The 19,909-nt window shown below is 64.9% G+C and carries 20 protein-coding genes and 1 tRNA gene; 5 read left to right on the forward strand and 16 right to left on the reverse strand.

Annotated elements, in window-relative coordinates:
* The first annotated feature begins 80 nt into the window (after positions 1–80).
* The 3 genes from ACCQ03_RS19895 (at position 81) to tmk (ending at position 2,688) form a co-directional block, all read left to right on the forward strand.
* Positions 81–998: a hypothetical protein gene (locus ACCQ03_RS19895; protein WP_057679688.1), complete on the forward strand. Its 918-nt coding sequence runs from the start codon at positions 81–83 to the stop codon at positions 996–998.
* Positions 995–1,537 (forward strand): GTP-binding protein, encoded by a 543-nt coding sequence (locus ACCQ03_RS19900; RefSeq protein WP_017159094.1) that lies wholly within the window; start codon positions 995–997, stop codon positions 1,535–1,537. Before ACCQ03_RS19895 ends, ACCQ03_RS19900 begins: the two co-directional genes overlap by 4 nt.
* 467 nt (positions 1,538–2,004) lie before the next feature.
* Positions 2,005–2,688, forward strand: coding sequence for a dTMP kinase (tmk, locus tag ACCQ03_RS19905; RefSeq protein ID WP_209226096.1), 684 nt, complete (start codon positions 2,005–2,007; stop codon positions 2,686–2,688).
* A 307-nt stretch (positions 2,689–2,995) separates the two neighbouring features.
* Here tmk and ACCQ03_RS19910 read toward each other — a convergent pair.
* The 4 genes from ACCQ03_RS19910 to birA all read right to left on the reverse strand — a co-directional run bounded on the left by ACCQ03_RS19910 (position 2,996) and on the right by birA (position 5,706).
* Positions 2,996–3,071 (reverse strand) — tRNA-Thr (locus tag ACCQ03_RS19910).
* Between the two features lie 32 nt (positions 3,072–3,103).
* Positions 3,104–4,006: an SPOR domain-containing protein gene (locus tag ACCQ03_RS19915; RefSeq protein ID WP_081022853.1), complete on the reverse strand. Its 903-nt coding sequence runs from the start codon at positions 4,004–4,006 to the stop codon at positions 3,104–3,106.
* A gap of 9 nt (positions 4,007–4,015) precedes the next feature.
* Positions 4,016–4,744, reverse strand: coding sequence for a type III pantothenate kinase (locus tag ACCQ03_RS19920; RefSeq protein ID WP_003486621.1), 729 nt, complete (start codon positions 4,742–4,744; stop codon positions 4,016–4,018).
* Positions 4,741–5,706, reverse strand: a complete 966-nt coding sequence (gene birA, locus ACCQ03_RS19925; protein ID WP_031327612.1) for a bifunctional biotin--[acetyl-CoA-carboxylase] ligase/biotin operon repressor BirA — start codon at positions 5,704–5,706, stop codon at positions 4,741–4,743. The genes ACCQ03_RS19920 and birA overlap by 4 nt, the downstream gene beginning before the upstream one ends.
* Before the next feature lie 355 nt (positions 5,707–6,061).
* On the opposite strand from birA, the gene ACCQ03_RS19930 reads away from it, so the two are divergent.
* A complete protein-coding gene (locus ACCQ03_RS19930) occupies positions 6,062–6,376 on the forward strand; it encodes a hypothetical protein (protein WP_008576447.1) in 315 nt (104 codons plus the stop codon).
* An 8-nt stretch (positions 6,377–6,384) separates the two neighbouring features.
* On the forward strand, positions 6,385–7,140 hold the full coding sequence (locus tag ACCQ03_RS19935; RefSeq protein WP_057679477.1) for a M90 family metallopeptidase: 756 nt from the start codon (positions 6,385–6,387) through the stop codon (positions 7,138–7,140).
* Positions 7,141–7,288: 148 nt separating this feature from the next.
* Here the strand turns inward: ACCQ03_RS19935 and ACCQ03_RS19940 are convergent, their stop codons facing one another.
* The 12 genes from ACCQ03_RS19940 to ACCQ03_RS19995 form a co-directional block, all read right to left on the reverse strand.
* Positions 7,289–8,473 carry a DUF1501 domain-containing protein gene (locus ACCQ03_RS19940; RefSeq protein WP_057679476.1) on the reverse strand — a complete coding sequence of 395 codons (1,185 nt, stop codon included), beginning with the start codon at positions 8,471–8,473 and terminating at the stop codon, positions 7,289–7,291.
* A gap of 114 nt (positions 8,474–8,587) precedes the next feature.
* Positions 8,588–10,180, reverse strand: a complete 1,593-nt coding sequence (locus ACCQ03_RS19945) for a DUF1800 domain-containing protein (RefSeq protein WP_150147174.1) — start codon at positions 10,178–10,180, stop codon at positions 8,588–8,590.
* A gap of 118 nt (positions 10,181–10,298) precedes the next feature.
* A complete protein-coding gene (locus tag ACCQ03_RS19950; RefSeq protein ID WP_170922322.1) occupies positions 10,299–11,669 on the reverse strand; it encodes an ATP-binding protein in 1,371 nt (456 codons plus the stop codon).
* A gap of 74 nt (positions 11,670–11,743) precedes the next feature.
* Positions 11,744–12,427, reverse strand: a complete 684-nt coding sequence (locus ACCQ03_RS19955) for a response regulator transcription factor (protein ID WP_002808458.1) — start codon at positions 12,425–12,427, stop codon at positions 11,744–11,746.
* Between the two features lie 72 nt (positions 12,428–12,499).
* Positions 12,500–12,862, reverse strand: a complete 363-nt coding sequence (locus tag ACCQ03_RS19960; RefSeq protein ID WP_017154912.1) for a hypothetical protein — start codon at positions 12,860–12,862, stop codon at positions 12,500–12,502.
* 267 nt (positions 12,863–13,129) lie between these two features.
* Entirely contained in the window at positions 13,130–14,134 is a 1,005-nt protein-coding gene (gene dusA / locus ACCQ03_RS19965) for a tRNA dihydrouridine(20/20a) synthase DusA (RefSeq protein ID WP_057687005.1), read from the reverse strand.
* Positions 14,135–14,590: 456 nt separating this feature from the next.
* A complete protein-coding gene (locus tag ACCQ03_RS19970; RefSeq protein ID WP_057678903.1) occupies positions 14,591–14,815 on the reverse strand; it encodes a hypothetical protein in 225 nt (74 codons plus the stop codon).
* A gap of 576 nt (positions 14,816–15,391) precedes the next feature.
* A complete protein-coding gene (locus ACCQ03_RS19975; RefSeq protein WP_209228341.1) occupies positions 15,392–16,015 on the reverse strand; it encodes an ankyrin repeat domain-containing protein in 624 nt (207 codons plus the stop codon).
* A gap of 59 nt (positions 16,016–16,074) precedes the next feature.
* Positions 16,075–17,580, reverse strand: a complete 1,506-nt coding sequence (katB, locus tag ACCQ03_RS19980; RefSeq protein ID WP_170922321.1) for a catalase KatB — start codon at positions 17,578–17,580, stop codon at positions 16,075–16,077.
* A 392-nt stretch (positions 17,581–17,972) separates the two neighbouring features.
* Complete coding sequence (locus ACCQ03_RS19985; RefSeq protein WP_057678901.1) at positions 17,973–18,584, reverse strand: DUF6624 domain-containing protein; 612 nt, start codon at positions 18,582–18,584, stop codon at positions 17,973–17,975.
* Positions 18,581–19,714 (reverse strand): ATP-grasp domain-containing protein, encoded by a 1,134-nt coding sequence (locus tag ACCQ03_RS19990; protein ID WP_209226089.1) that lies wholly within the window; start codon positions 19,712–19,714, stop codon positions 18,581–18,583. The genes ACCQ03_RS19985 and ACCQ03_RS19990 overlap by 4 nt, the downstream gene beginning before the upstream one ends.
* Positions 19,715–19,734: 20 nt before the next feature.
* A complete protein-coding gene (locus ACCQ03_RS19995) occupies positions 19,735–19,902 on the reverse strand; it encodes a hypothetical protein (RefSeq protein ID WP_017156254.1) in 168 nt (55 codons plus the stop codon).
* Positions 19,903–19,909 lie beyond the last annotated feature (7 nt).

The raw sequence follows: 19,909 nt of genomic DNA on the forward strand, positions 1-19,909 counted from the left end.
CCAGCGCATCGCCTGATCCAGCCTGCCGGTGCAGACCGGCAGGCATCTCGCAATCCAATGCGCCGTTACGGCGCCAGCTCATGACCACACCCATCAACGCCATGCGGGTCGCCACGGCCGGCCTGGACCTGCTGCACACCACACGCCTGAAACTGGCGTGCTCGCTGCTGCTCGCCGACCGCATCGACGTGCAGTTGGGCCCGTGGCCGCAGCACGCAGCCGATGTGGTGGTCCTGGGCCTGGACAGCGCCGATGGCTTGGCTGCCTGGCAGGCATTGCAGGGGCAACCGGTGCGTGTGCTGGTGGTGTCGCGCACGCCCATGGCCGGCGCGTGGATCAAGCACGGCGCCACCGTGCGCGAACTCAACGAACACGTGCGCTTGCTGCTGTCCTCGCCGCACGCCACCCCGGTCGCGGAGCCGGCCTTGCTGCTGCGGCACTGCCGCGGCGAATTCGGCGCCGGCGCAGTGACGCTGCAGCATGCGCAGTTGCACGTGCGTGTGGACCCGCGCAATGGGTGCGTGCAGTTGCCCGCTGGCGTGGCGCTGGCAGAGGTGATCGCCGCGCTGGACCGCTCGGGCTGGCACGTCGTGCCCGACCCTGCCGCAACCGCGCTGCCCCAGCGCATTTCCTTCGAAGCGCTGTATTTCGCCCTGCCCGAGCATCTGCGCCAGGCGCTGCCGGCGGTGGAACCCAGCCATGCGCTGCAATTGCGCCAGTGGCCGGAGTTGACTGCAGAAACCAGCTCGCCAGCCCAGTTGCTGGCCATCGCCCACCTGCATGCGCGCCCCTGGCGCCCGCAGGCGCTGGCCAATGCTTGCAAGCTGCCGCTGCAGACGGTGGAATGCCTGTTCGCCGCTGCACTCGCCAGCGGCCTTGCCCAGACTGCGGAGATTCCCGTGCCTGCAACGCAGCACCGCCCAGATGGCGGCAACACGCGGTTCTTTTCCTGGGTCGCCCGTCGGTTCGGCCTTTCCCTTTTCCAGGCGCAGTCATGAGTCTTCCAGCCAACAAGCTGGTGTTCGTCGGCGGCATGGGCGCCGGCAAGACCACCGCGGTGCGCTCCATCTCCGATGTGGAGCCGGTGAGCACCGAAATGCCGCTCAGCCAGGATGCCTACGGCGACAAGACCTACACCACCGTCGCGCTGGACTACAGCTCGATCGAGCTGGAAGACGGCGAGCTGTTGCATGTCTACGGTGTGCCAGGCCAGAAATACCTGGATTTCATGTGGCCGCTGGTGTGCGACGGTGCGCTGGGTGTCATCGTGCTGACCAACGCACGCGACCCGCAGATGCTCACAGCCACGCTGGAGTTGTTGCGCGAGTTTGCGCAGATCGCACCCGAGGCCAGCCTGGCGGTGGGCATCACCATGACCGATGAAGTCGAGGATTTCCTGGTGCCGCCCTTTCGCGACGCCTTGGTGGCCGAAGGCTTCCGCGTGCCGGTCATGCGCGTGGATGCGCGCTCGGCGACCCAGATCACCTTCCTGGTGAAGTCGCTGCTGTCCTATCGCTACACCTCGGCGAACAGCTGATCCAAAGCATGCTTGGCGCGGGTACTGGGTACGGCACGCAAGACAAGGAATCTGGTCACGACGGTGCCTGAGCGGGCGTCACGCGGGGGATGCCGCCTCTAGGGTAGCGGCGACGCGTCCGTTTTCCTTGAAGCCAAAACACGACTCAGTCGCGAGACGCGTGTGCAGTGTGTCTGACTTGTTCAGTATGGCCCGCGGGAAGAAGCCAGGATATCGGGACATTTCCGACATCGCGCAGGACATACCGCCGATAAGTCATCGGCAATAGAGGCGCCGCGCGCGTCGGATCCTTCGACCCCATCGACGCCGTGCCCCTCAAGCACGACACGGCAGCGCCCGCACTGCAGCGTCGCGCCTGCAATGCACTGTGCGGCCGAGTTTCGCCAGCGCGGGTCGCGATGGCTGCATGCTCTTCACCGCCGTGCTGCCGGTTAGGGTCCATCGCCACGATCAGATAAAGTAGCGCGATGACAATCGAACTGAAGCCCGGCGGCTTGCTGATCGCCATCGAAGGCATCGACGGCGCGGGCAAGACCACGCTCGCCCGCCGCCTGGCCACTACCCTTGAAGCGGCCGGCGCGCGCGTCGTGCTGAGCAAGGAGCCCACCAACGGCCCGTGGGGCACCCAATTGCGCCAGTCCGCCGCCACCGGCCGCCTGAGTGCAGAGCAAGAAGCCGAGCTGCTCATCCGCGACCGCCACGAACACGTGGACACCTTGATCGCGCCCGCGCTGGCACGCGGCGACATCGTCATCCTGGACCGCTACTTTCCCTCGATGGTGGCCTACCAGGGCGCGGCCGGTCTGCCGCTGGGCGAACTCCTGGAGCGCAACGCCTTCGCGCCGCGCCCCGACGTCCTGCTGCTGCTCGACCTGCCACCGCCCACCGGCCTGGCCCGTATCCGCGCCCGCGGCGATGCGCCCAACCACTTCGAAACCGAGGACAACCTGGAACGCTGCCGCGCGATCTTTGCCGCGCTGGACTTGCCCGGCAAACACGTGATGGAGGCCAGTGCCGATGCCGACAGCGTGCTGCGCCAGGCCCACGCCATCATCGTGGCCGCATTGGCCGACCGATTGAGCGGCGATGCAGCGAAGGCCGACACCGGCAAGGCCGCACTGGAACTGCTCTCGGCCGGTCGCCCGGCCTGATTGCTGCACCTCGCATCGCGCGATCAACATCGCGCGATGCACCTGACATGGTGCACGCCACTTGCAGCGGCGACCAAACGGTGCGGGCAGCCTTCAGCTGAGCGTGGATAGCGCGCTCAAACACCGGAGCGCGACGCACCCTCCGGCTTACAAAACGCTGGGTGCGATAAAGGTTCGTCGGGACAGATGGCGGCAGGCAACGCGCCATGGTGCCTGGTAACCAGTTGATGCAAAGATTCCACACCGCATCGCGTGCCCGAATCGCCGCAACGTCAACTGTAATTGCCACGTCTGCGTGGATCGAAAATGGTGCCGACACCCGGATTCGAACTGGGGACCTACCGCTTACAAGGCGGTTGCTCTACCAACTGAGCTATGCCGGCGAAGGCAGGCGCGTTGCGCGCCGGTGCGCATTCTAGCGCAGCGCGGCGCAATCTAGCGAACGCTGACGCGTGGCACCGGCAGCCCCTTGCAGGACGCTGGGGGCCGTACTGGTGCGGACATCGATCCACCAGCGCGACTGCCCATTGCCGCTGGGCACCAGTTGCGCCGGGAATCCTGCGCCGACCAGGCTGGCCTGGCGCCGCTCGGCGCGCTCGCGGCTCTGGTACTGGCCCAGCGCCACGGTGTTGTCCTCGCCCTGCGCGATCACGTAGTAATCGCCCATCCCGGCCGCGGCAATGCGCTTGACCAGGGCCTGTGCCGCCGCGCGATCGCCCACGTTGGGCAACATCACCCGAAACGTGCTGATGCCGGCGTCCTTGTCCTCGCGCACGCTGGCGCGACTGGCCTGCCCACGCACGCGTGCCAGCGCCGCATCGGCATCGGCACGTGCAGCGAATGGCCCAAGGCTGGCGCAGCGCTCTGCGGCAGGCGGGGATGGCGCGGGTGATGGTTGTGCCGCCGTCGTGGCGACGCCATTGGCCGGTTTCGCAGCGGCGTTCGCCGCTGCCGACGTCTCAGCTGCACCGCGCGGCGCTTGCGCTGCGGCAGTGGTGGCCGCTGGCGGCGCTGCAGACGTTGACGCCGAAGGACCGGCAACTGCCGGCGTGGGTACAGATGCAGGCCCAGATGCTGGCGATGGCGATGGCGCCGGTGCAGTCGACGCACGCCCTGCCGCAGCCGTCGATTCGGTAGGCGCTGCAGCCGGCCGCACGGGCCCGCCAGCACCGGTTACCGTCGGCAGTAATTCCAGCCGCGCCACACCGGTCGGCTGCAGCGGCGCCGGCGGTGGTGCCGGCGGCGGCTGCAAGGCCCACCACAACGCCACCCCGGCATTGAGGACGATCAAGACGACGATGAGCGCACGAACGTACATGCCTGGATTCTACGGTGACGACGCGGCGGTCGCCCACGTCGCCAGACCGTCCAGCACCAGGGCCGCGCGGAACGTGGCATCGGGCAACAGCGGCAGCAACGGCGGCGCGCCACCGCCATGCACCAGCAGCCGCACCGGCACGCCCAGGCTGCGTTGGGCGTGCTGCAGGCTGCGCTCGATCAGCGCCACCGCCGCGCCATCGCAGCCGGAGGTCAAGGCATCGTCGGTGTCGATGGCCAGCTCGACGTAATCGCCGCCGCTGGCCGGCAGTTGCACCGCGCGCGCATGCAGCGCTTCGCGCATGGTAGTCGGCGAGGCGGCGATGCGGCCGCCGTGATGCAGGCCATCGGCGCCGAGCACGTCGATGGTCAATGCGGTGCCCACGCCGGCCACCAGCACCGGCGCGTCGCCGCGCGCGCCCAGCAACGCCAGAAAGCGATCCACGCCGAAGCGGCTCGGGTCGGCGTAAGCAATACGGATGCCGGCGCATTCGGCGGTGGTCCGCACGATGCGCACCTGCGTAAAGCGCTCCTGCAGGCAGGCGATCATGCGTTGCGTCAATGCCGGTGCGGCCACGCTGGCGACATAGGCAATACGCCCGGACGGCAGCGCCGCCAGCGCCGCCGCGTCCATCGCTTCGGCGCCATGCGCCCATGCCTGCACCTGGCCGGCACGGTTGCCATGCAGCGGCGCGTACTTGAAGCGCGAATTTCCCAGGTCGAACAACCACTCGCTCATGCAGGTCTCACGCTTACTTCTCCGGAGTGGAACAGACGCACCGTCTCGCCCAGTTGCACCCGCAACGCACCATCGGCCGCCAGGCCGAGCGCGACGCCACGATGGCAGGTGCCGGCCTCTTCGACCTGCACCGCACGCCCGCTCAAGACATCCAGGCCTGCATAACGCCCCAGAAACGGCGCCAAGCCCTGCGCCTCGAACAGGTCCAGTGCCGGCAGCAACCCGGACAGCACCGCTGCCGTCACCTGGTCGCGCGACACCGGCCTGCCCGCCAGGGTATCCAGGTCGATCCATGGCTGGTCGATGCCGGCCGCTGCCGTCGCCGGCATGTGCACGTTCAAGCCCAGCCCGATCACTGCACGCGCGTTGCCGGCCATCTCGCCGCCGCCTTCGATCAGCAGGCCGCCCAGCTTGCGCTGCCGCGCCAGCAGATCGTTGGGCCACTTCAGCCCGACATCGGCGAACCCGCAACCACGCAAGGCTTCGGCCACTGCAACACCCACGGCCAAACTCAGGCCGGCGAGTTGGCCCAGCCCGCCATTGAAACGGCGCGAGGCCGACAGATAGATGTGCGCGCCCAGCGGCGAGGTCCATTGACGCCCGCGCCGGCCGCGGCCGCCGGTCTGACGCTCGGCCAGCAGCACCGCCACGCCCTGGTCGGGCGCCGGCTGCGCCAGCAAGGTGGTGTTGGTGGATTCCAGCGTCCAGGCCACATCCAGTGCCGCCAACCCAGCGGCCGCGTCGGGTGCCATGCCGGCGCGGATACGCGCCGCATCCAGCAGATCCAATGGCGCGGCCAGGCGATAGCCGTCACCGGCACGTCCTTCGATGTCGACACCGGCCGCGCGCAGATTCTGGATGCGCTTCCACACCGCCGCGCGGGTCAGCCCGGCATCGCGCGCCAACGCATCGCCGGACAGCCGGCCACCGGCGAGTTTGGCCAGCAACGCACGGTCATCCACGGCTGCGGCGGGCGATGCGGCGTGAGGTGGCGACGGCGCGGGCTGCAGCACCTGGAGGCAATACCTGCGCAGCGCAGCCGGTCTGTCGCCGGGACAAGGCGCGCGAGGCAGCATCGACGGGCCAGACCATGCGTACCGTCGGCGCGGTGACCGACCGCACCGAGCCTGCGCCCTGCCGCTGACCAGCGCGCGCGCGCGACCAATCTCCCGCAGCGCCTACGCTGCGCCGCCGGCCGCCGACGCCTTTCATCTCACAGTGCATTGCGCGCAAAGTCCCCGAATCCATCCGCCAAAGTATGCGCCAAGCCCTCCCGGGCGCCCAGCGCGGCTTGCGTGAGGGAGTGAAAAGCGCGTTATGATCGGCGACTCACGCCGCTTGCCCTGGATGTGGACGATGCGCCGAATCACGGTTTGCCTGCTCCTGTTGTTGGCTCCGCTTGCCGCCCTGGCATCGGACCAGCTGATCGACGGCGATCATGACAGCTGCATCAGCACCAATTCGGCCGCACGCGGCAGGACACCGGCGCCCGAAGCGGCACCGGCACGCAACAGCCCTCACAAGGCCACGCCGTCCACCGGCGGCGGCGGCGGCAGCGATGGCGATTCGTTATTCCCGCGCATGCGCACGATGCCGCGCTGGCACAGTTTCCTGCCGGGCATGTTCCGCTGATCCAGTGGTTGACGCGCTGGCTGCGCCGGCCGCCTCCCGACATTGCTGAGGCGCTGTGGCAGCGGCTGTGCGGCAGTTGCGCCTGGGTCGCCGCGCTCGATCCACCCCGCCAGCAACGTCTGCGCGCGTTGACCGCGCAGTTCCTGCAGCAAAAGACCATTTCGCCTGTCGACGGGCTGCTGCTGCAACCGAACGATCACCTCGTGCTGGCCGCGACCTGCTGCCTGCCGCTGCTGGAAATCGGCGCCACCGGTTGGCGCGGCTGGTCGCAGCTGATCGTGTACCCGGACGCGTTCCGCGTGCAGCGCACCCACCTGGATGCGGCCGGGGTGATGCATGCCTGGGACGACACCCTGATCGGCGAAGCCTGGGAGCAAGGCCCGCTGATCGTCAGCTGGGCCGACGTGCAAGCCGACCTGGACGACCCGCAGGCGGGCTTCAACGTGATCGTGCATGAGATGGCGCACAAGCTCGATGCACTGGATGGCGCGCTCGACGGCACGCCGCCCCTGCCACGCGATGCGCAACGCGCCTGGGCACGCGATTTCCAGCATGCCTACGATATGTTTTGCGAACGCGTCGATGCGGGCGAAGACACCCAGATCGATCCGTATGCCGCCGAAGCCCCGGAGGAATTCTTCGCGGTGGTCAGCGAATATCACTTCTCCGCACCGCACGTGCTTTTGCGCACGATGCCGCAGGTCGCTTTGCATCTGGAACGGTTCTACGGACGCTCGCCGTTTGCAGATTCCGCGCAACGGTAATGTGCCGCGTCGCGGGGCGGCGTACGGTATCGCCGTTGGCAGAGGCAACCTGCAGCCGTCATTTGAAGCAGATGCCGCATCATCGATGCAAACCGGCGTTCGATACCACGCACATGACCTGGCCTGTGCGATCGCTCGCCATCCAGACTCACACCAATCCAAGGTCGCGTGGCGTGGCACCCGGGAACACCCGCTCCAACTGCGCCGGCGACAGCCCCCACAAACGGCCGAGCATCCCGCCGAACAGGCTGCGGTAGTTGTTGAGCACCGGGTAATCGCGGTTCTGCAGCAGCTTCGCCTGTTCGACCGCCACCTGCTCGCCCGCGATGCGGCCGCCGCGCACGCCACCGCCCAGCACCCAGTAGGTCGTGCCATGGCCATGATCGGTGCCCTTGCTGCCATTCTCGCGGAAGGTGCGGCCGAATTCGGAGATGACCACCACCACGGTGTCGTTCCAGGCCGGGCCCAACGCATCGGCATAGGCCGCCAGCCCTTCGCCGAGATTGCGCAGGTTGTTGGCCAGGCCACCTTCCACACTGCCCTGATTGGCATGCGTGTCCCAGCCACCGACATCGACGAACCCCAGGCGATAGCGCTCGCGCATCAAAGTGGCCATGCGCCGGGTTTCATCGGCGAATGTACGTGCACTGGCGGCGCCACGGCCGGCCTGCTCCATCTCTTCGCGCAACTGCGCGGTGACCTGCTGACGCAGCGCCAAGCCCTCGCGCGCAGCGGCCGCCAGCGGCGTGCTGTCGTACATCTGCGACAGGATCTGTGCCTGCCGCGCATCCAGCCCGCCTTTGCCGATACTGCGCAACGACACGTTGGGTAGATCGCCGCCGCCCTGGAACGTCAGCGGCAACGAATCGGTGAACGCGATGGCCGGCACGCCACTGAGCACCTCCGACAGGCGCGCCATGAACCCGGAACGGTAATCGCGATGCTTGCCGGCCTGGCCGGATTCGATATCGTCCTGGGTTTCGAAGTGGCTGCGCGACAGATCGTCGGTGCCAGCGAACGGCACGAACGCCACCTGCTTGCGTTCCCACAGTGGCAGCAGCGTCTCGCGCACCACCGGGTTGAGACCCCACTGCGCATTCAGCGCCAGCGCACTGTTTGAATTGCCGGCATCTGGCCGCGCAATCGCCAGGCTCGGCCGCGACTGGTAATAAAAATCGCTGCCATGCGGCACCAGCAGATTATTGCTGTCGTAGCCGCCACGCAGAAACACCACCAGCATGCGTGCGCTATCGCGTGGCGCAGCGAACAGACGACCGGCCCACGGCATGCTTGCAGCGGCTGCAGAGGCAAGCAGAAATCGACGTCGTTGCATGGTGTCCTCCCGTGGCGTTGACCGCCTGGTACTGGTTAGATCGTTGGATCGGTTTGTGCATCTGCGCGCATTGAATCGTCGGCGTTGCAGCAGATCTGAATCGGTGTGACTGCGTCAGCGGTAGTTGAAGTCAGGCGACGACAACAAGAATCCATTCCATTCGGCGGGCGAGCGCGCTTGCGTCAGTGCCTGCTGGGTCGCGGCAGACAGCGAGGGCGCCAGCCAGCGGTACGAGGGGCGCGTGTCGATTTGCGTCACTGCCGGAATCGGCGTGTCGGTGTCGCCGTCCAGGCGAAACAACTGCTTCGGTCCACCGCCGATCGAACGTGCCACCTCGAACCTGCGTGCCAGCTGCCCGGAACTGGTCCAGGCCTGCGACTGCAGCGACCAGCCATCGGGCGTGATGCGACCGAACAGCGGTTCACCCAGCTGCTGCACCCAGCTGGCCATTGGCGCGGCATTGATCACCGGTTGACCCTCGTACGCCACCCGCATCGCCGACACCACAAACCGGTTCGGGTCCTTGAACTTGCGCGGTTGCGCCTGCGCAAACTCCGGCGAGGCCAGCATGGTCTGCATGACCTTGGCGATATCGCCATCGCTGTGCTGGAAGGTATTGGCCATGCGCGTCACCAGTGCCGCAGGCGGCGCGTCGCTGACGAAGTACTCGGCCAAACGCTGCGAAATGAAATGCGCGCAAGCCGGCTGCCGCACCAACAGCTGCACGGCGTGTTCGATCTCATCCAGCCCACCGCCGGCAATGCGCTGGCCAAGCAGCATCTTGTCGCCGGGCTGATGACGCGCCGGATTGAATTCGAACAGGCCCTTGCGCACGACCTGCGCCTGCCCTGGCGCTGAAGGCGGCAACGGCGGTGCACCATTGGCCTTGATCGGCACCAGGCCCGCGCCGGTGAGGATCAGCGCCAGTTGCTGCACATCCTGCTGGCTGTAGCCGCCGTGCACGCCCAGCGTGTGCAGTTCCATCAACTCGCGTGCGTAGTTTTCGTTGACCTTGCCCTTGGCATTCTTGGCATTGTCCAGGTATTCCAGCATTGCCGGGCTTTCCAGCGTGGCCATCACCAGGTCGGCAAACTTGCCGGTGGCATTGGGGCGGATGGCGTTTTCCATGTAGTCGGCCGCCATCCACTTCACCCGGGCCTTGTCGGCATACACGCTGAAATGATTGAGCCAGAACCACACCAGTTGCTCGCGCAGCTGATCCGGCGCGTACACCGCGCGCAACAGTTGCGCCTGCCGCGCCTGCACCAGCATCTGGCCACCGCGCGCCTGCCACTGCTTGCGCAAGGCAACCTTCTCATCGCCATCGGGCATGGCCTGCAGGCGGACCTTGTCGGCTTCGTACTGGGTCAGCAAATCCACCAGCGGGGTGTGCAATGCATCGAAGCGCTGCAGCTGCGCGCGCACCGATGCGGGCAACGCAGCGTCGTCGCTAGGCTGCAACAGCAACGCACCAAGGCGCTTGGGGCCCAGCCGTGTCAGCTGCGCCGCGCTGCCGGCATCAACCCCATAGGTGGCCCGCTGCAGCCAGCGCATCTGGGATGGAGTCAGTGGCGCTTGTGCAGCCGTGCAAGTGAGTGCGCACAGGCTGCCGACCAACAGCGGCAGCAGCAGACGCCATCCTCGCGTGCGCCGCACGTGCGTAACACGCGGATGCACGCCTAAGGCCTGGCCAACTTGCTCGATCATGCAGCCCCTCCATCGCAACGGCTTGCCCGTCCAGTATGGGTAAGCCAACGCGTGAGGCGTTAAACGGTTGTCGGAACGCCAGCGCACATTGGCCACGGGTTCATCGGACCTGCGGCGGTCACAATCCCGGCGGCAGGGTCACATCGAAGCGGGCGCCGCCCAGTTCCTGCGAGCGCACCACCTGCAGCTCGCCGCGATAGCCCTTGATCAGGTCCTGCACGATGGACATGCCGATGCCATGCCCTTGCACACGCTCGTCGCCACGCACACCGCGCTGCAGAATCTTGGCCACGTCTTCCGGCGCGATGCCGGGGCCGTCGTCTTCCACCGACAGAATCAGGCCGGCACGACGGCTACCGGTGGTGGGCCCCGGTTTTGCGGTCAGCAGCACGCGGCTACGCGCCCACTTGAAGCCGTTTTCCAACAGGTTGCCGAGCAGTTCCTGCAGATCGCCCGGCTCGCCGTGAAAGCACGCTTCGGGGGAAATATCGAATTCGCACAACACGCCCTTGACCGAATACACCTTCTCAAGGCCACGCACGATTTCTTCGGCGGTCGGTTCGATCGGCAGCGGTGCCGCAAACAATTTGTGCCCGCTGGAAGCCGCACGCGCCAGCTGGTACGACACCAGGTCGTTCATGCGGCGCAACTGCACATCCATTTCTTCGTGCAAATCGCGCTCGGACGCGCCGCTATCCAGTTGGGTGCGCAGGACGGCAATGGGCGTCTTGAGGCTATGCGCAAGATCGGCCAGCGTGTTGCGCTGACGCTCCAGGTTGTCGCGTTCACTTTCGATGAAGGCATTGATGCTGTCGGTCAGCGGCTCCAGTTCGCGCGGATGCTGCTCGCTCATGCGCTGGATCTCGCCGCGCTGCACCTTGGTCAACTCGTTGATGACCCGCCGCAGCGGACGCAGGCTCCATTGCAGAATGAAGGCCTGCAGCACCAGCAACACCACGCCGGCACTGCCAAGGTAGAACCACACCGCGCCACGGAACACGCGCAGCTGCGCGCCCATCGAGCGCGCGTCCTCCATCACGTAGATGGTGTACGGAATCTCGCCGCCGTGTTCGCGTTCGACATAGCTCACGCCTAAGCCGTAGCGATACAGCTGGCCCAGGCTGCCGTCGATCTGGGTCATTTCCAGCGGGCCGATGAACTCTTCCTGGCGCGGCTCCAGCATGCGGCCGTGCGGAATGTTCGGGCCTTCGGCCGACATCGAGGTCCAGCTTTCGTCCGGACGGACCACTTCTACATAAAGCCCGCCGCCAGGCACGTCGAAACGCGGGTCGGGCGGTTGACCGCCGATGTACAGCGACCCATCGCGGACGAAATCGATATTGGCCGCATACGCGGAGGCGTAATTCTTCAGCCGCTCGCGCAGGTTCTTCTCTGCGGTGTCGGCAAACGCCACATCCAGCGCGTAACCGGCCAGCGCCAGGAAGGCCACCAGGCTGAGGCTGGCGGCCAGCAGCTGGCGGGCCTGCAATGAGCGCGGCCGCCAGCGTCTATACCACTTGGAGCGGCCCGGCACTTGGTCTTCCTGCTCGTTGACGCGCTGACTCAGCCTTCGGTACGCGGAATGGCGAAGCGATAACCGCGGCCACGCACGGTCTCGATCGGCTTGAGTTCACCATCGGGGTCGAGCTTCTTGCGCAGGCGACCGATGAACACTTCCAGCACGTTCGAATCGCGGTCGAAGTCCTGCTGGTAGATGTGCTCGGTGAGGTCGGCCTTGGAGACCAGTTCGCCAGCATGCATCATCAGGTACTCGAGCACCTTGTACTCGTAGCTGGTCAGATCGACGTTGGCGCCGTTGACGCTCACCGTCTGTGCTGCGAGATCCAACGCGACCGGGCCGCATTCCAGCGTGGGCTTGCTCCAGCCGGCAGCACGCCGCAGCAGCGCGTTGACGCGCGCCAGCAACTCTTCGACGTGGAACGGCTTGACCAGATAGTCGTCGGCACCCTGCTTGAGGCCCTCGACCTTGTCCTGCCAGCTCGAGCGCGCAGTCAGGATCAGCACCGGGAACTTCTTGCCTTCATCGCGCAGGGCCTTGATGAGCTCCATCCCCGACATCTTGGGCAAACCAAGATCGATGATGCCGACATCGAATGGCACCTCACGGCCCATGTACAGGCCTTCTTCGCCGTCCTGTGCAGCGTCGACCGCAAAGCCTTCGCGCTTCAGACGCGCCGCAAGGGTTTCGCGCAGCGGAGCTTCGTCTTCGACCAAAAGGATACGCATGCACTCTCCCTAGTTACGTTGTCGGCCAGTGGCCGGGGGAATTTATAAGACTGAACGCACAACCATCTACGTTCAGTGGTTATCGTCGCGTGGTGGCGCGTCGGGCGGCGAGTTACGCGCAGGCGCGGCCTGCGTCTGCTCCGGCTCATACACGGTGTGCACGCGCCCGTCCTTCATGTACTTGACCCGATTGAGATTGCCGCCATCGAACGGCACGCGCTCGGCGCCCAAGATTTGTCCACCGGTAGACCGCTGCACATGCCGAATGGTGTCCGACAGCGTGCGGCTGTTGCCGCGTGCCGAAGGCGGCATCGCCTCGCGTCCGCTCTGCACCATCGGATAGCCCTGGCCCCAGGCCGACGGCGCGGCCATGGCAACCCAGAGGGCAACCAGAGCGACTTGGCGAGCGCGGCAGGGCAGTTGGGTCACAAACAAATCCTAGCGGGTTGTTCAGAAACATTCAAAATTCGTGAAATCGACCACGTATAGCTGAAGGTCGAGCGTCGAAATAGAGGCAAATTCTTGATTTTTCGGGGTGAATCCGATCTGAACTTTTTAGCTTCACGTTAACGGCATTCAGTGAAATGAATAGCGATCAGGCCAGCACCGCACGATCACTGCGCGGCAGCGCGGACGCGCCTGATGCAGCCGCCGCCTGAAATACCCGGCAGCCCGTTCAGGAATGCAAGCGGTGGGCCAAAGTCAGGCAACGACTCGCCAGGGCCGCGCATCGGTGCGCTCCAGGGCCTGCTCGACCAGATCCCAGCCCGCACCCGGGCGATGTGCGCCCTCGCTCAGGACCTGCCGGAACGCCCTGCCTCCAGGCTGGCCATGGAACAGGCCCAGCACGTGCCGGGTCATGTGCTTCAAGGCCAGGCCCTGTGCAAGCTGTGATTCCACATACGGCTGATAGGCGCGCAGCAAGGACTCGTGTGGTTGTTCGGGCCGCTGGTTCAAGGCTGCATCCAGACAATGCAGGACGTACGGGTCGTGATAGGCGGCGCGGCCGAGCATGACGCCGTCGGTGTGCTGTAGATGCGCCATGGCCGCGTCCACGGCCACAATGCCGCCGTTGAGCACCACCGGCAGGCCGGGCCGCTCCCGCTTGAGCCGGTAGGCCCAGTCGTACCGCAGCGGTGGCACCTCACGGTTTTCCTTCGGCGACAAGCCCTTGAGCCAGGCATTGCGGGCGTGCACCACCACCATGGCCGCGCCGGCCGCGGCCACCTGGTCGACAAAGCGGGCAAACACCGCGTAGTCGTCATCGTCGTCCACGCCCAGGCGGCACTTGACCGTAATCGGCAAGTGGCTGGCCGCGCACATGGCCGCGACGCACTCGGCCACCAGCGCCGGCTCGCGCATCAGGCAGGCGCCGAAACGCCCGGCCTGCACACGGTCGGACGGGCAACCGCAATTGAGATTGATCTCATCAAAACCCCATTCCTGCGCGATCGCCGCCGCCTGTGCGAGCAAGGCCGGATCGCTGCCGCCCAATTGCAGCGCCAGCGGATGCTCCACCGCATCGAAGCCGATCAGGCGCGCGCGATCACCGTGGATCACCGCATTGGCGTGCACCATTTCGGTGTACAGGCGCGCGGACGGCGCCAACAGACGGTGGAACACCCGACAGTGGCGGTCCGTCCAGTCCATCATCGGAGCGACGGACAGGCGCAGGGAAGCGGCGTAACGATCGGAGGAAGCAGTCATCGACGAGTTAGCCGCAGCGAGCGACCATGGGAATGCGAAGCAGGATCAACAGCTTACACGGGCCCCGATGAATCTGCGGCAGTGCGGCACGGGATATGGGGGCGCCTACGTCTCACGCCTAGCTGCAGGATCGCTTGTCCGCGTGCAGGATGATCTAGCCAGACCGCTTGGTCGAATCCAAACCTTAGGCACCAGTGCAGATGCCGCTGGTGGCGCGCGTTGGCGGCCAGGATCAAAGCGATGCTCGACCGTCGGAAGGGGTAAACATCTCGCATGAGCATTGAAGTGGTTTTCCCTCGCTCGCCGAGGACCGGCGGCAGCGGGAGGCATCACGGCAAGTTGCGCGGTGCCTGTCTGCGTTCGCTCTGCAGAGCGAACGCGTTGCATCGTCAATGACGAGCGGAGTTTTCTCGGTCCAGTGCCGCAACCACTGCCGCGTGCGGACGGCAGCGAAGCTTACGGGTTACGGACACCGACACGCTCTTCGGCGCTCAGCGGCTTGCCCAGCGCATGGTAGGAGGCAACCAGCGTGATCAGGGCAGTACCCATGACCGTGTAGAAGCTCCACGACTTGGCCAGCACATGCACCTGGCCAAACATCAGCGCGACGACGGCAGTGGCCGTGCACAGCACCATGGCCAGCAGCGACATCAGGAAAGGGATGGAGGGATCGAGCTTCATGGTCCGGGGGTTCCAAGGTGCGATGCGATAGCTGCAGCATCGGCGTTCCCGGCGCTTTCTTGAACTGTTTTCTGCGGTTTTTTCCAGGCGATTCAAAGCAAGTCAGCAAGCACTCAGTTTTCTGTCAAAGCCTTGGCGCACAAGGGTTTGCGCGTCAGAAAAATCCTGACGCAATGGCGAAATGATCACCACCACTGTCAGAGATCCAGCGCAGCTGTGGCGGAAAACCGACGGCGCTGCAAGGCGCGGTTTGGGGGTAGCAGGCAGCGGTTCGAGTGCTGCGATGGAGGCGGCGCCCCTGATCGAAGCCGTCCACATGGCAGGTGCAGCAAGCGCCGATGGCTGCGCAACAACTAGGTGGGGCGCGGCATGCACCCATAGGCGTGGCATCTTTCGCCAGAGCCGCGGCGCGTTGCGATAAGAGCGCGCATGGCTACCTGCCTGCCGCACGGCAGCCGTTGGCTCCGAGCAGCTACCTGCTGCCTCTAGCGGGCAATGCGCAAGCACGGACGCGCAGCGCGGCCGAGGCGGCACGCTGTGAGGGGCAGGCTCGGCAGGCGCGCGGGACTGGCGCGCTCAGCGCGCCGGCGCGGTAGCGAATTCGCCACGTTGCAGCTTGGTCACATCGTTGCCCTGCCCGTCCTTGAGGCTGAGGTCCGCGCCCTTGGCGGCGAGGTCCTTGAGCACATCGGTGCGTTGGAACAGGGCTGCATACATCGCAGCGGTCTGGCCGGCGTTGTTGCGCTGGTCCGGCGCACAATCGGCCTGCATCAGGCGCTTGGCGATGCCCAGCTCGCCCTTGAAGATGGCACCCATCAGTGCGGTGTTACCGCGCTTGTCCTGCGCGCAAGGGTCGGCGCCGGCGCTCAGCAATTGCTCCACCGCCGGCCGCTGGCCGTGGTAAGCAGCCAAGATCAATGCGGTGTAGCCCTTTTCGTCGCGGGTATTGAGGTCGTAATGCGAGCGAATGAACTCGGCCAGCATGTCCTGGCGGCCCTCGCGCGCGGCATCGAAGAAATACTCGCGCAGCTGCAGCTTGATCTGCTCAGGCGTGGCAGTGGCCGTTGCGCTGGCAGCGGATGCAGGTGCAGGTGCAGGTGCAGGTGCAGGTGCAGGTGCAGGTGCAGGTGCAGGTGCAGGTGATGCAGCGTTTGCAATCGCAGACGCGCTGCCAAGCATCAGAAACAACAGGGTGCGCATAGCGATCTCCCGAAACGAAGACGACATCGCGGCGCAGGCCGCGATGTCGTCGAGGCGGATCAATCCTGCAGGCTGGAGGCCAGCTGCTTGACTCGTGCCAGGTCGCCCTTGGCCACGCGGGTGACGCCGGTACCGTACTCGGGGTCGGCCTTGTACAGGAACGACAGCATCAGGTGCTTGCTTTCGGTATCGGTGGTGGCCAGCGACTCACCGAAGCTCTGCACCAGATCGGCGCGGTCCTTCTTGCTGTAGGAGCGATACAGCTCGCCGGCCTGCTTGAAGTTCTGCTCGCGGGTGATCTTGGCCTGCTGGGTGGTGCCCGACAGCGGCAGCTCGCTGTAACGCGCAGCGGTGTCCTGCGGACGCGGCTCCAGGCGGCTCGGCTCGTAGTTCACGCCACTGGTGGTCTGACCGATGTTGCCCTGGCCGTCCTGGTTACCGTTGTTGACGGCCACACGTGGGCGGTTGACCGGCAGGCTCAGGCCATTGGCACCGATGCGATACAGCTGGGTGTCGGCATAGGAGAAGATGCGGCCCTGCAACAGGCGATCTTCCGAAGGTTCGATACCCGGCACCAGATTGGCCGGCGCCATCGCCACCTGCTCGGTTTCCTGGAAGAAGTTATCGACGTTCTTGTTCAACACCATCTGGCCGACCTTCTGCTCCGGCACGTCCGGCCAGATCTTGGTGGCATCGAGCGGGTCGAAGTCGAACTTGGCCAGGTCTTCGGGCTTGAGCACCTGCACGTACAGGTCCCACTTCGGGTAGTCGCCCTTCTTGATTGCGCCGACCAGGTCGTTGGTCAGGTGGCTGTAGTCCTTGGCCTGCACCGCGGCGACCTGCTTGGGATCGAGGTTCTTGATGCCCTGCAGCGTCTTCCAGTGGAACTTGACGTAGTGCACCTCACCTTGCGCGTTGACCAGCTTGTAGGCGTGCACGCCGTTGCCGTCCATGAAGCGATAGCCGGCCGGGGTGCCCTCGTTGGAGTACAGCAGGGTCAGCGTGCGCGTGGCCTCTGGTACGTGCGAGAAGAAATCGAAGCGACGCGAATCGTCATCCAGGTTGGTGCGCGGGTCCGGCTTGAACGCGTGCACCATGTCGGGAAACTTGATCGCATCGCGAATGAAGAACGTGGGGAAGTTGTTGCCGACCAGATCCCAATTGCCTTCGCTGGTGTAGAACTTGGTGGCGAAACCATGCGGGTCGCGCAGCGTCTCCGGCGAATGGTTGCCGTGGACCACGGAGGAAAAGCGCACGAACACCGGGGTTTTTTCGCCGGCGCTGAACACCTTGGCCTTGGTCAGGCTGGAGAGATCGGCAGTGGCGGTGAACTCGCCTTTGACGCCGGTGCCGCGCGCATGCACCACGCGCTCGGGAATGCGCTCGCGATCGAAACGCTGCAGCTTCTGGATCAGTTGCACGTCCTGCAGCAGCGTCGGGCCGGTGGCGCCGGCTGTCTGCGAATTCTGGTTGTCGCCGACCTTGGCGCCATTGTCGCGGGTCAGAACGGATTGGGCGAAGACCGGCGGAGCGATCAACGTCGGGGCTAGCAGGGCTAGCACCATGAGGTGTCCAGGGCGCATGGCGTCAGCTCGTTTGAGGAGGCTGAATCATCGCCAGCAGGCCGAAGCGTGAGAAGTCGTTAGTTATGATCGCTTCGATAGGGGAATCTGATGATGACGGCGTTGCGTGATATGCATCGCGTTAGAAGTCGGCAGCGAGTCTTAAATCACGCAGCAGCCTTCCACCTTCGGTAGGCAGCAGGAGCTCAACTCAATCACGTGGATGTGCTGGCAGGGACGCAGTTGCTGCAGTGCACAGGTCATTGGATCCCCGCTATGCGTGGTCACGACAACAGAGATGCGTACCATCACCCATTAGCACGACTACAGGCATGTAGCTGCTCGATGCGGCCGCCCTGCACGAACACCTGAGCCGCTGCTGCGTTATAGCCGGATCAATGCCCCCGCACGCTGTCCTCTTCCTCGGGCAGCCCGGCCTCTGCCCGGCGCTTTTTCAACTCGGCAGGATTTTCCAACTCGAACAAGCTGCCGTCGGCCCTGCGCTGCGTTCCGTAGCGCTGCGGTTTGCCCGACATGATGAGATTACGATCGATGAACAACGCAAGGTCCGCAGTGCTGTAGGCGCCACGTTGCGCGGCCGCCTGCATTTTTTGCAGAAAGTCATCGCGAAAGGCCCGGTCGGTCGAATGCTGCGCGATCAAAAAGCCTGCATGCGCACCCTCTTCACCCACGGAGGGAATGTCGGGAAAGCCAAATTGATCGATCAGGCGGGACAGCGCGGCCTGGTTTTCCCGTTGCGACGCAACCAGGCGCATGGCCATCTCTTTTGCTGCGCCCTGATTGGCCTGCAACTGCTGCGCGGTGACTGCACCACGAATTTCTGCACGGATCTTCTGGTCGGCATCGGCCAGTGCCAGCAACTGCTGACGGTAGGACGCATTCATGGATTGTTGCCTCGCCGGTTGCTCCTCTGCGTCTTCCGCAAACGCCTGCACGGGCATCGCCCATTGCCCCCATAACAGCATCCCAAGCAGCACCATTTTCATACGTACGCCAGTCCCGATTCTGGGGAACATCCGCCCCCTGCGCTGTCTTCACTCACCGCGGGCACCTTGCGCGGGCGTGGAAATTCCAGAGACCTATCGACGCGACCGTAAACCAGGAACGAGCAAAATTTGCTCGCAATATCCATTCCCGGTGCCTTTTCGTCCAGATAGAGAAACTGCCCCCCAGGGTTGAGCTCAAGAAATACCGGCTCGCCGCCGCCGACAGGCACGACGAAATCTGCGCAGAAAAAATCGACGCCCAGCACGGATCTCAGTGCATCAAGCTTGGCCTGAAGCCCGGGAAACAGCGGCACCCAGTCGTAACGCAGCGTTGTCTTGTGCCGGACCGCCCGATAGTCGATCTCCCCCTCCAGGGAGTGCCGCATCCGCAGACAGGCGTATTCGCCCCCCATGCAGACAACTCGCAAATCGGCTTGATGGTCGACGACTTGCTGGTAGGTTGTGGGACATGCGCGCAGATCGGCATCCGTCAATGGTTCGTTCTGCGAAATGCGTGTCGCATAGGAGACGCTATAGTTGGCGCCGTCGGCCCATGCGCCCACATTGAATGGCTTGACGACCACGCCATTCGCATGACGCTGACGAAATGCTTGAATGTCGCCAGGGCACTGGCTGATCAAGGTCTCAGGCACCACCAGACCACTGGCGATGGCCGCAGCGAGCTGTAACGGCTTCTGGTCTGCTGCAAGCGCCGCGAGCGGCGCATTGACCCAGCGCTGCACGCCATGTCCGGCGCCAAGCAGTGCAACAGCTCCCAGATCGAACAGCAGCCCCTCTGTCTTGATGAACTTGGTGTCCTGATCGTGGACATGTGCAGGCGCGGTCTTGTTGAACATCAAACGGCGGCTCCATGCCGCGTCGTAAGCAACCGAGGCGCCCTCCCGGACGACACTGGCGCCGCTTTGCCCATAGAGCAGGGAGCCCTCGAGACCACACGGCCACTGGCTCGTATCCAACAGGCTGGCCGTATGCCCCGATGCCGCAATCATCGCCGCAATCGTAGATGCATGCGTATCGCGATGAGGAGCGACGATCAACACCTTCCTAGGATCTTTTTGCATAGGCGCAATCTGTTCCGTAGCGCAGTCGAAGCATGGCGACATCTTCATGCCGCCATGCCGGGGGACACTTAGCCGACGATCACGATGGTCTCAGTGTCGACGGCCTCGACAATGATGATGATCAACGTATCGCCAGCACCACCGCAGGACACAGCACTGACTTCTTCCTGAGTCATTTCACGTGCGAAGCGCTGGGCGACGGGACGCGAATTTTCCATGAGTTCAAAGTTTTCCATTCCTTAC

Source organism: Xanthomonas sp. NCPPB 3569 (assembly GCF_041475645.2).
In the GTDB taxonomy this organism is placed as follows: domain Bacteria; phylum Pseudomonadota; class Gammaproteobacteria; order Xanthomonadales; family Xanthomonadaceae; genus Xanthomonas; species Xanthomonas phaseoli.

Coding starts and splice junctions, on each gene's coding strand:
- ACCQ03_RS19895 (WP_057679688.1), top strand. CDS start 81: ATGACCACACCCATCAACGCCATGCGGGTCGCCACGGCCGGCCTGGAC.
- ACCQ03_RS19900 (WP_017159094.1), top strand. CDS start 995: ATGAGTCTTCCAGCCAACAAGCTGGTGTTCGTCGGCGGCATGGGCGCC.
- tmk (WP_209226096.1), top strand. CDS start 2,005: ATGACAATCGAACTGAAGCCCGGCGGCTTGCTGATCGCCATCGAAGGC.
- ACCQ03_RS19915 (WP_081022853.1), bottom strand. CDS start 4,006: ATGTACGTTCGTGCGCTCATCGTCGTCTTGATCGTCCTCAATGCCGGG.
- ACCQ03_RS19920 (WP_003486621.1), bottom strand. CDS start 4,744: ATGAGCGAGTGGTTGTTCGACCTGGGAAATTCGCGCTTCAAGTACGCG.
- ACCQ03_RS19930 (WP_008576447.1), top strand. CDS start 6,062: ATGATCGGCGACTCACGCCGCTTGCCCTGGATGTGGACGATGCGCCGA.
- ACCQ03_RS19940 (WP_057679476.1), bottom strand. CDS start 8,473: ATGCAACGACGTCGATTTCTGCTTGCCTCTGCAGCCGCTGCAAGCATG.
- ACCQ03_RS19945 (WP_150147174.1), bottom strand. CDS start 10,180: ATGATCGAGCAAGTTGGCCAGGCCTTAGGCGTGCATCCGCGTGTTACG.
- ACCQ03_RS19955 (WP_002808458.1), bottom strand. CDS start 12,427: ATGCGTATCCTTTTGGTCGAAGACGAAGCTCCGCTGCGCGAAACCCTT.
- dusA (WP_057687005.1), bottom strand. CDS start 14,134: ATGACTGCTTCCTCCGATCGTTACGCCGCTTCCCTGCGCCTGTCCGTC.
- ACCQ03_RS19970 (WP_057678903.1), bottom strand. CDS start 14,815: ATGAAGCTCGATCCCTCCATCCCTTTCCTGATGTCGCTGCTGGCCATG.
- ACCQ03_RS19975 (WP_209228341.1), bottom strand. CDS start 16,015: ATGCGCACCCTGTTGTTTCTGATGCTTGGCAGCGCGTCTGCGATTGCA.
- katB (WP_170922321.1), bottom strand. CDS start 17,580: ATGGTGCTAGCCCTGCTAGCCCCGACGTTGATCGCTCCGCCGGTCTTC.
- ACCQ03_RS19985 (WP_057678901.1), bottom strand. CDS start 18,584: ATGAAAATGGTGCTGCTTGGGATGCTGTTATGGGGGCAATGGGCGATG.
- ACCQ03_RS19990 (WP_209226089.1), bottom strand. CDS start 19,714: ATGAAGATGTCGCCATGCTTCGACTGCGCTACGGAACAGATTGCGCCT.
- ACCQ03_RS19995 (WP_017156254.1), bottom strand. CDS start 19,902: ATGGAAAACTTTGAACTCATGGAAAATTCGCGTCCCGTCGCCCAGCGC.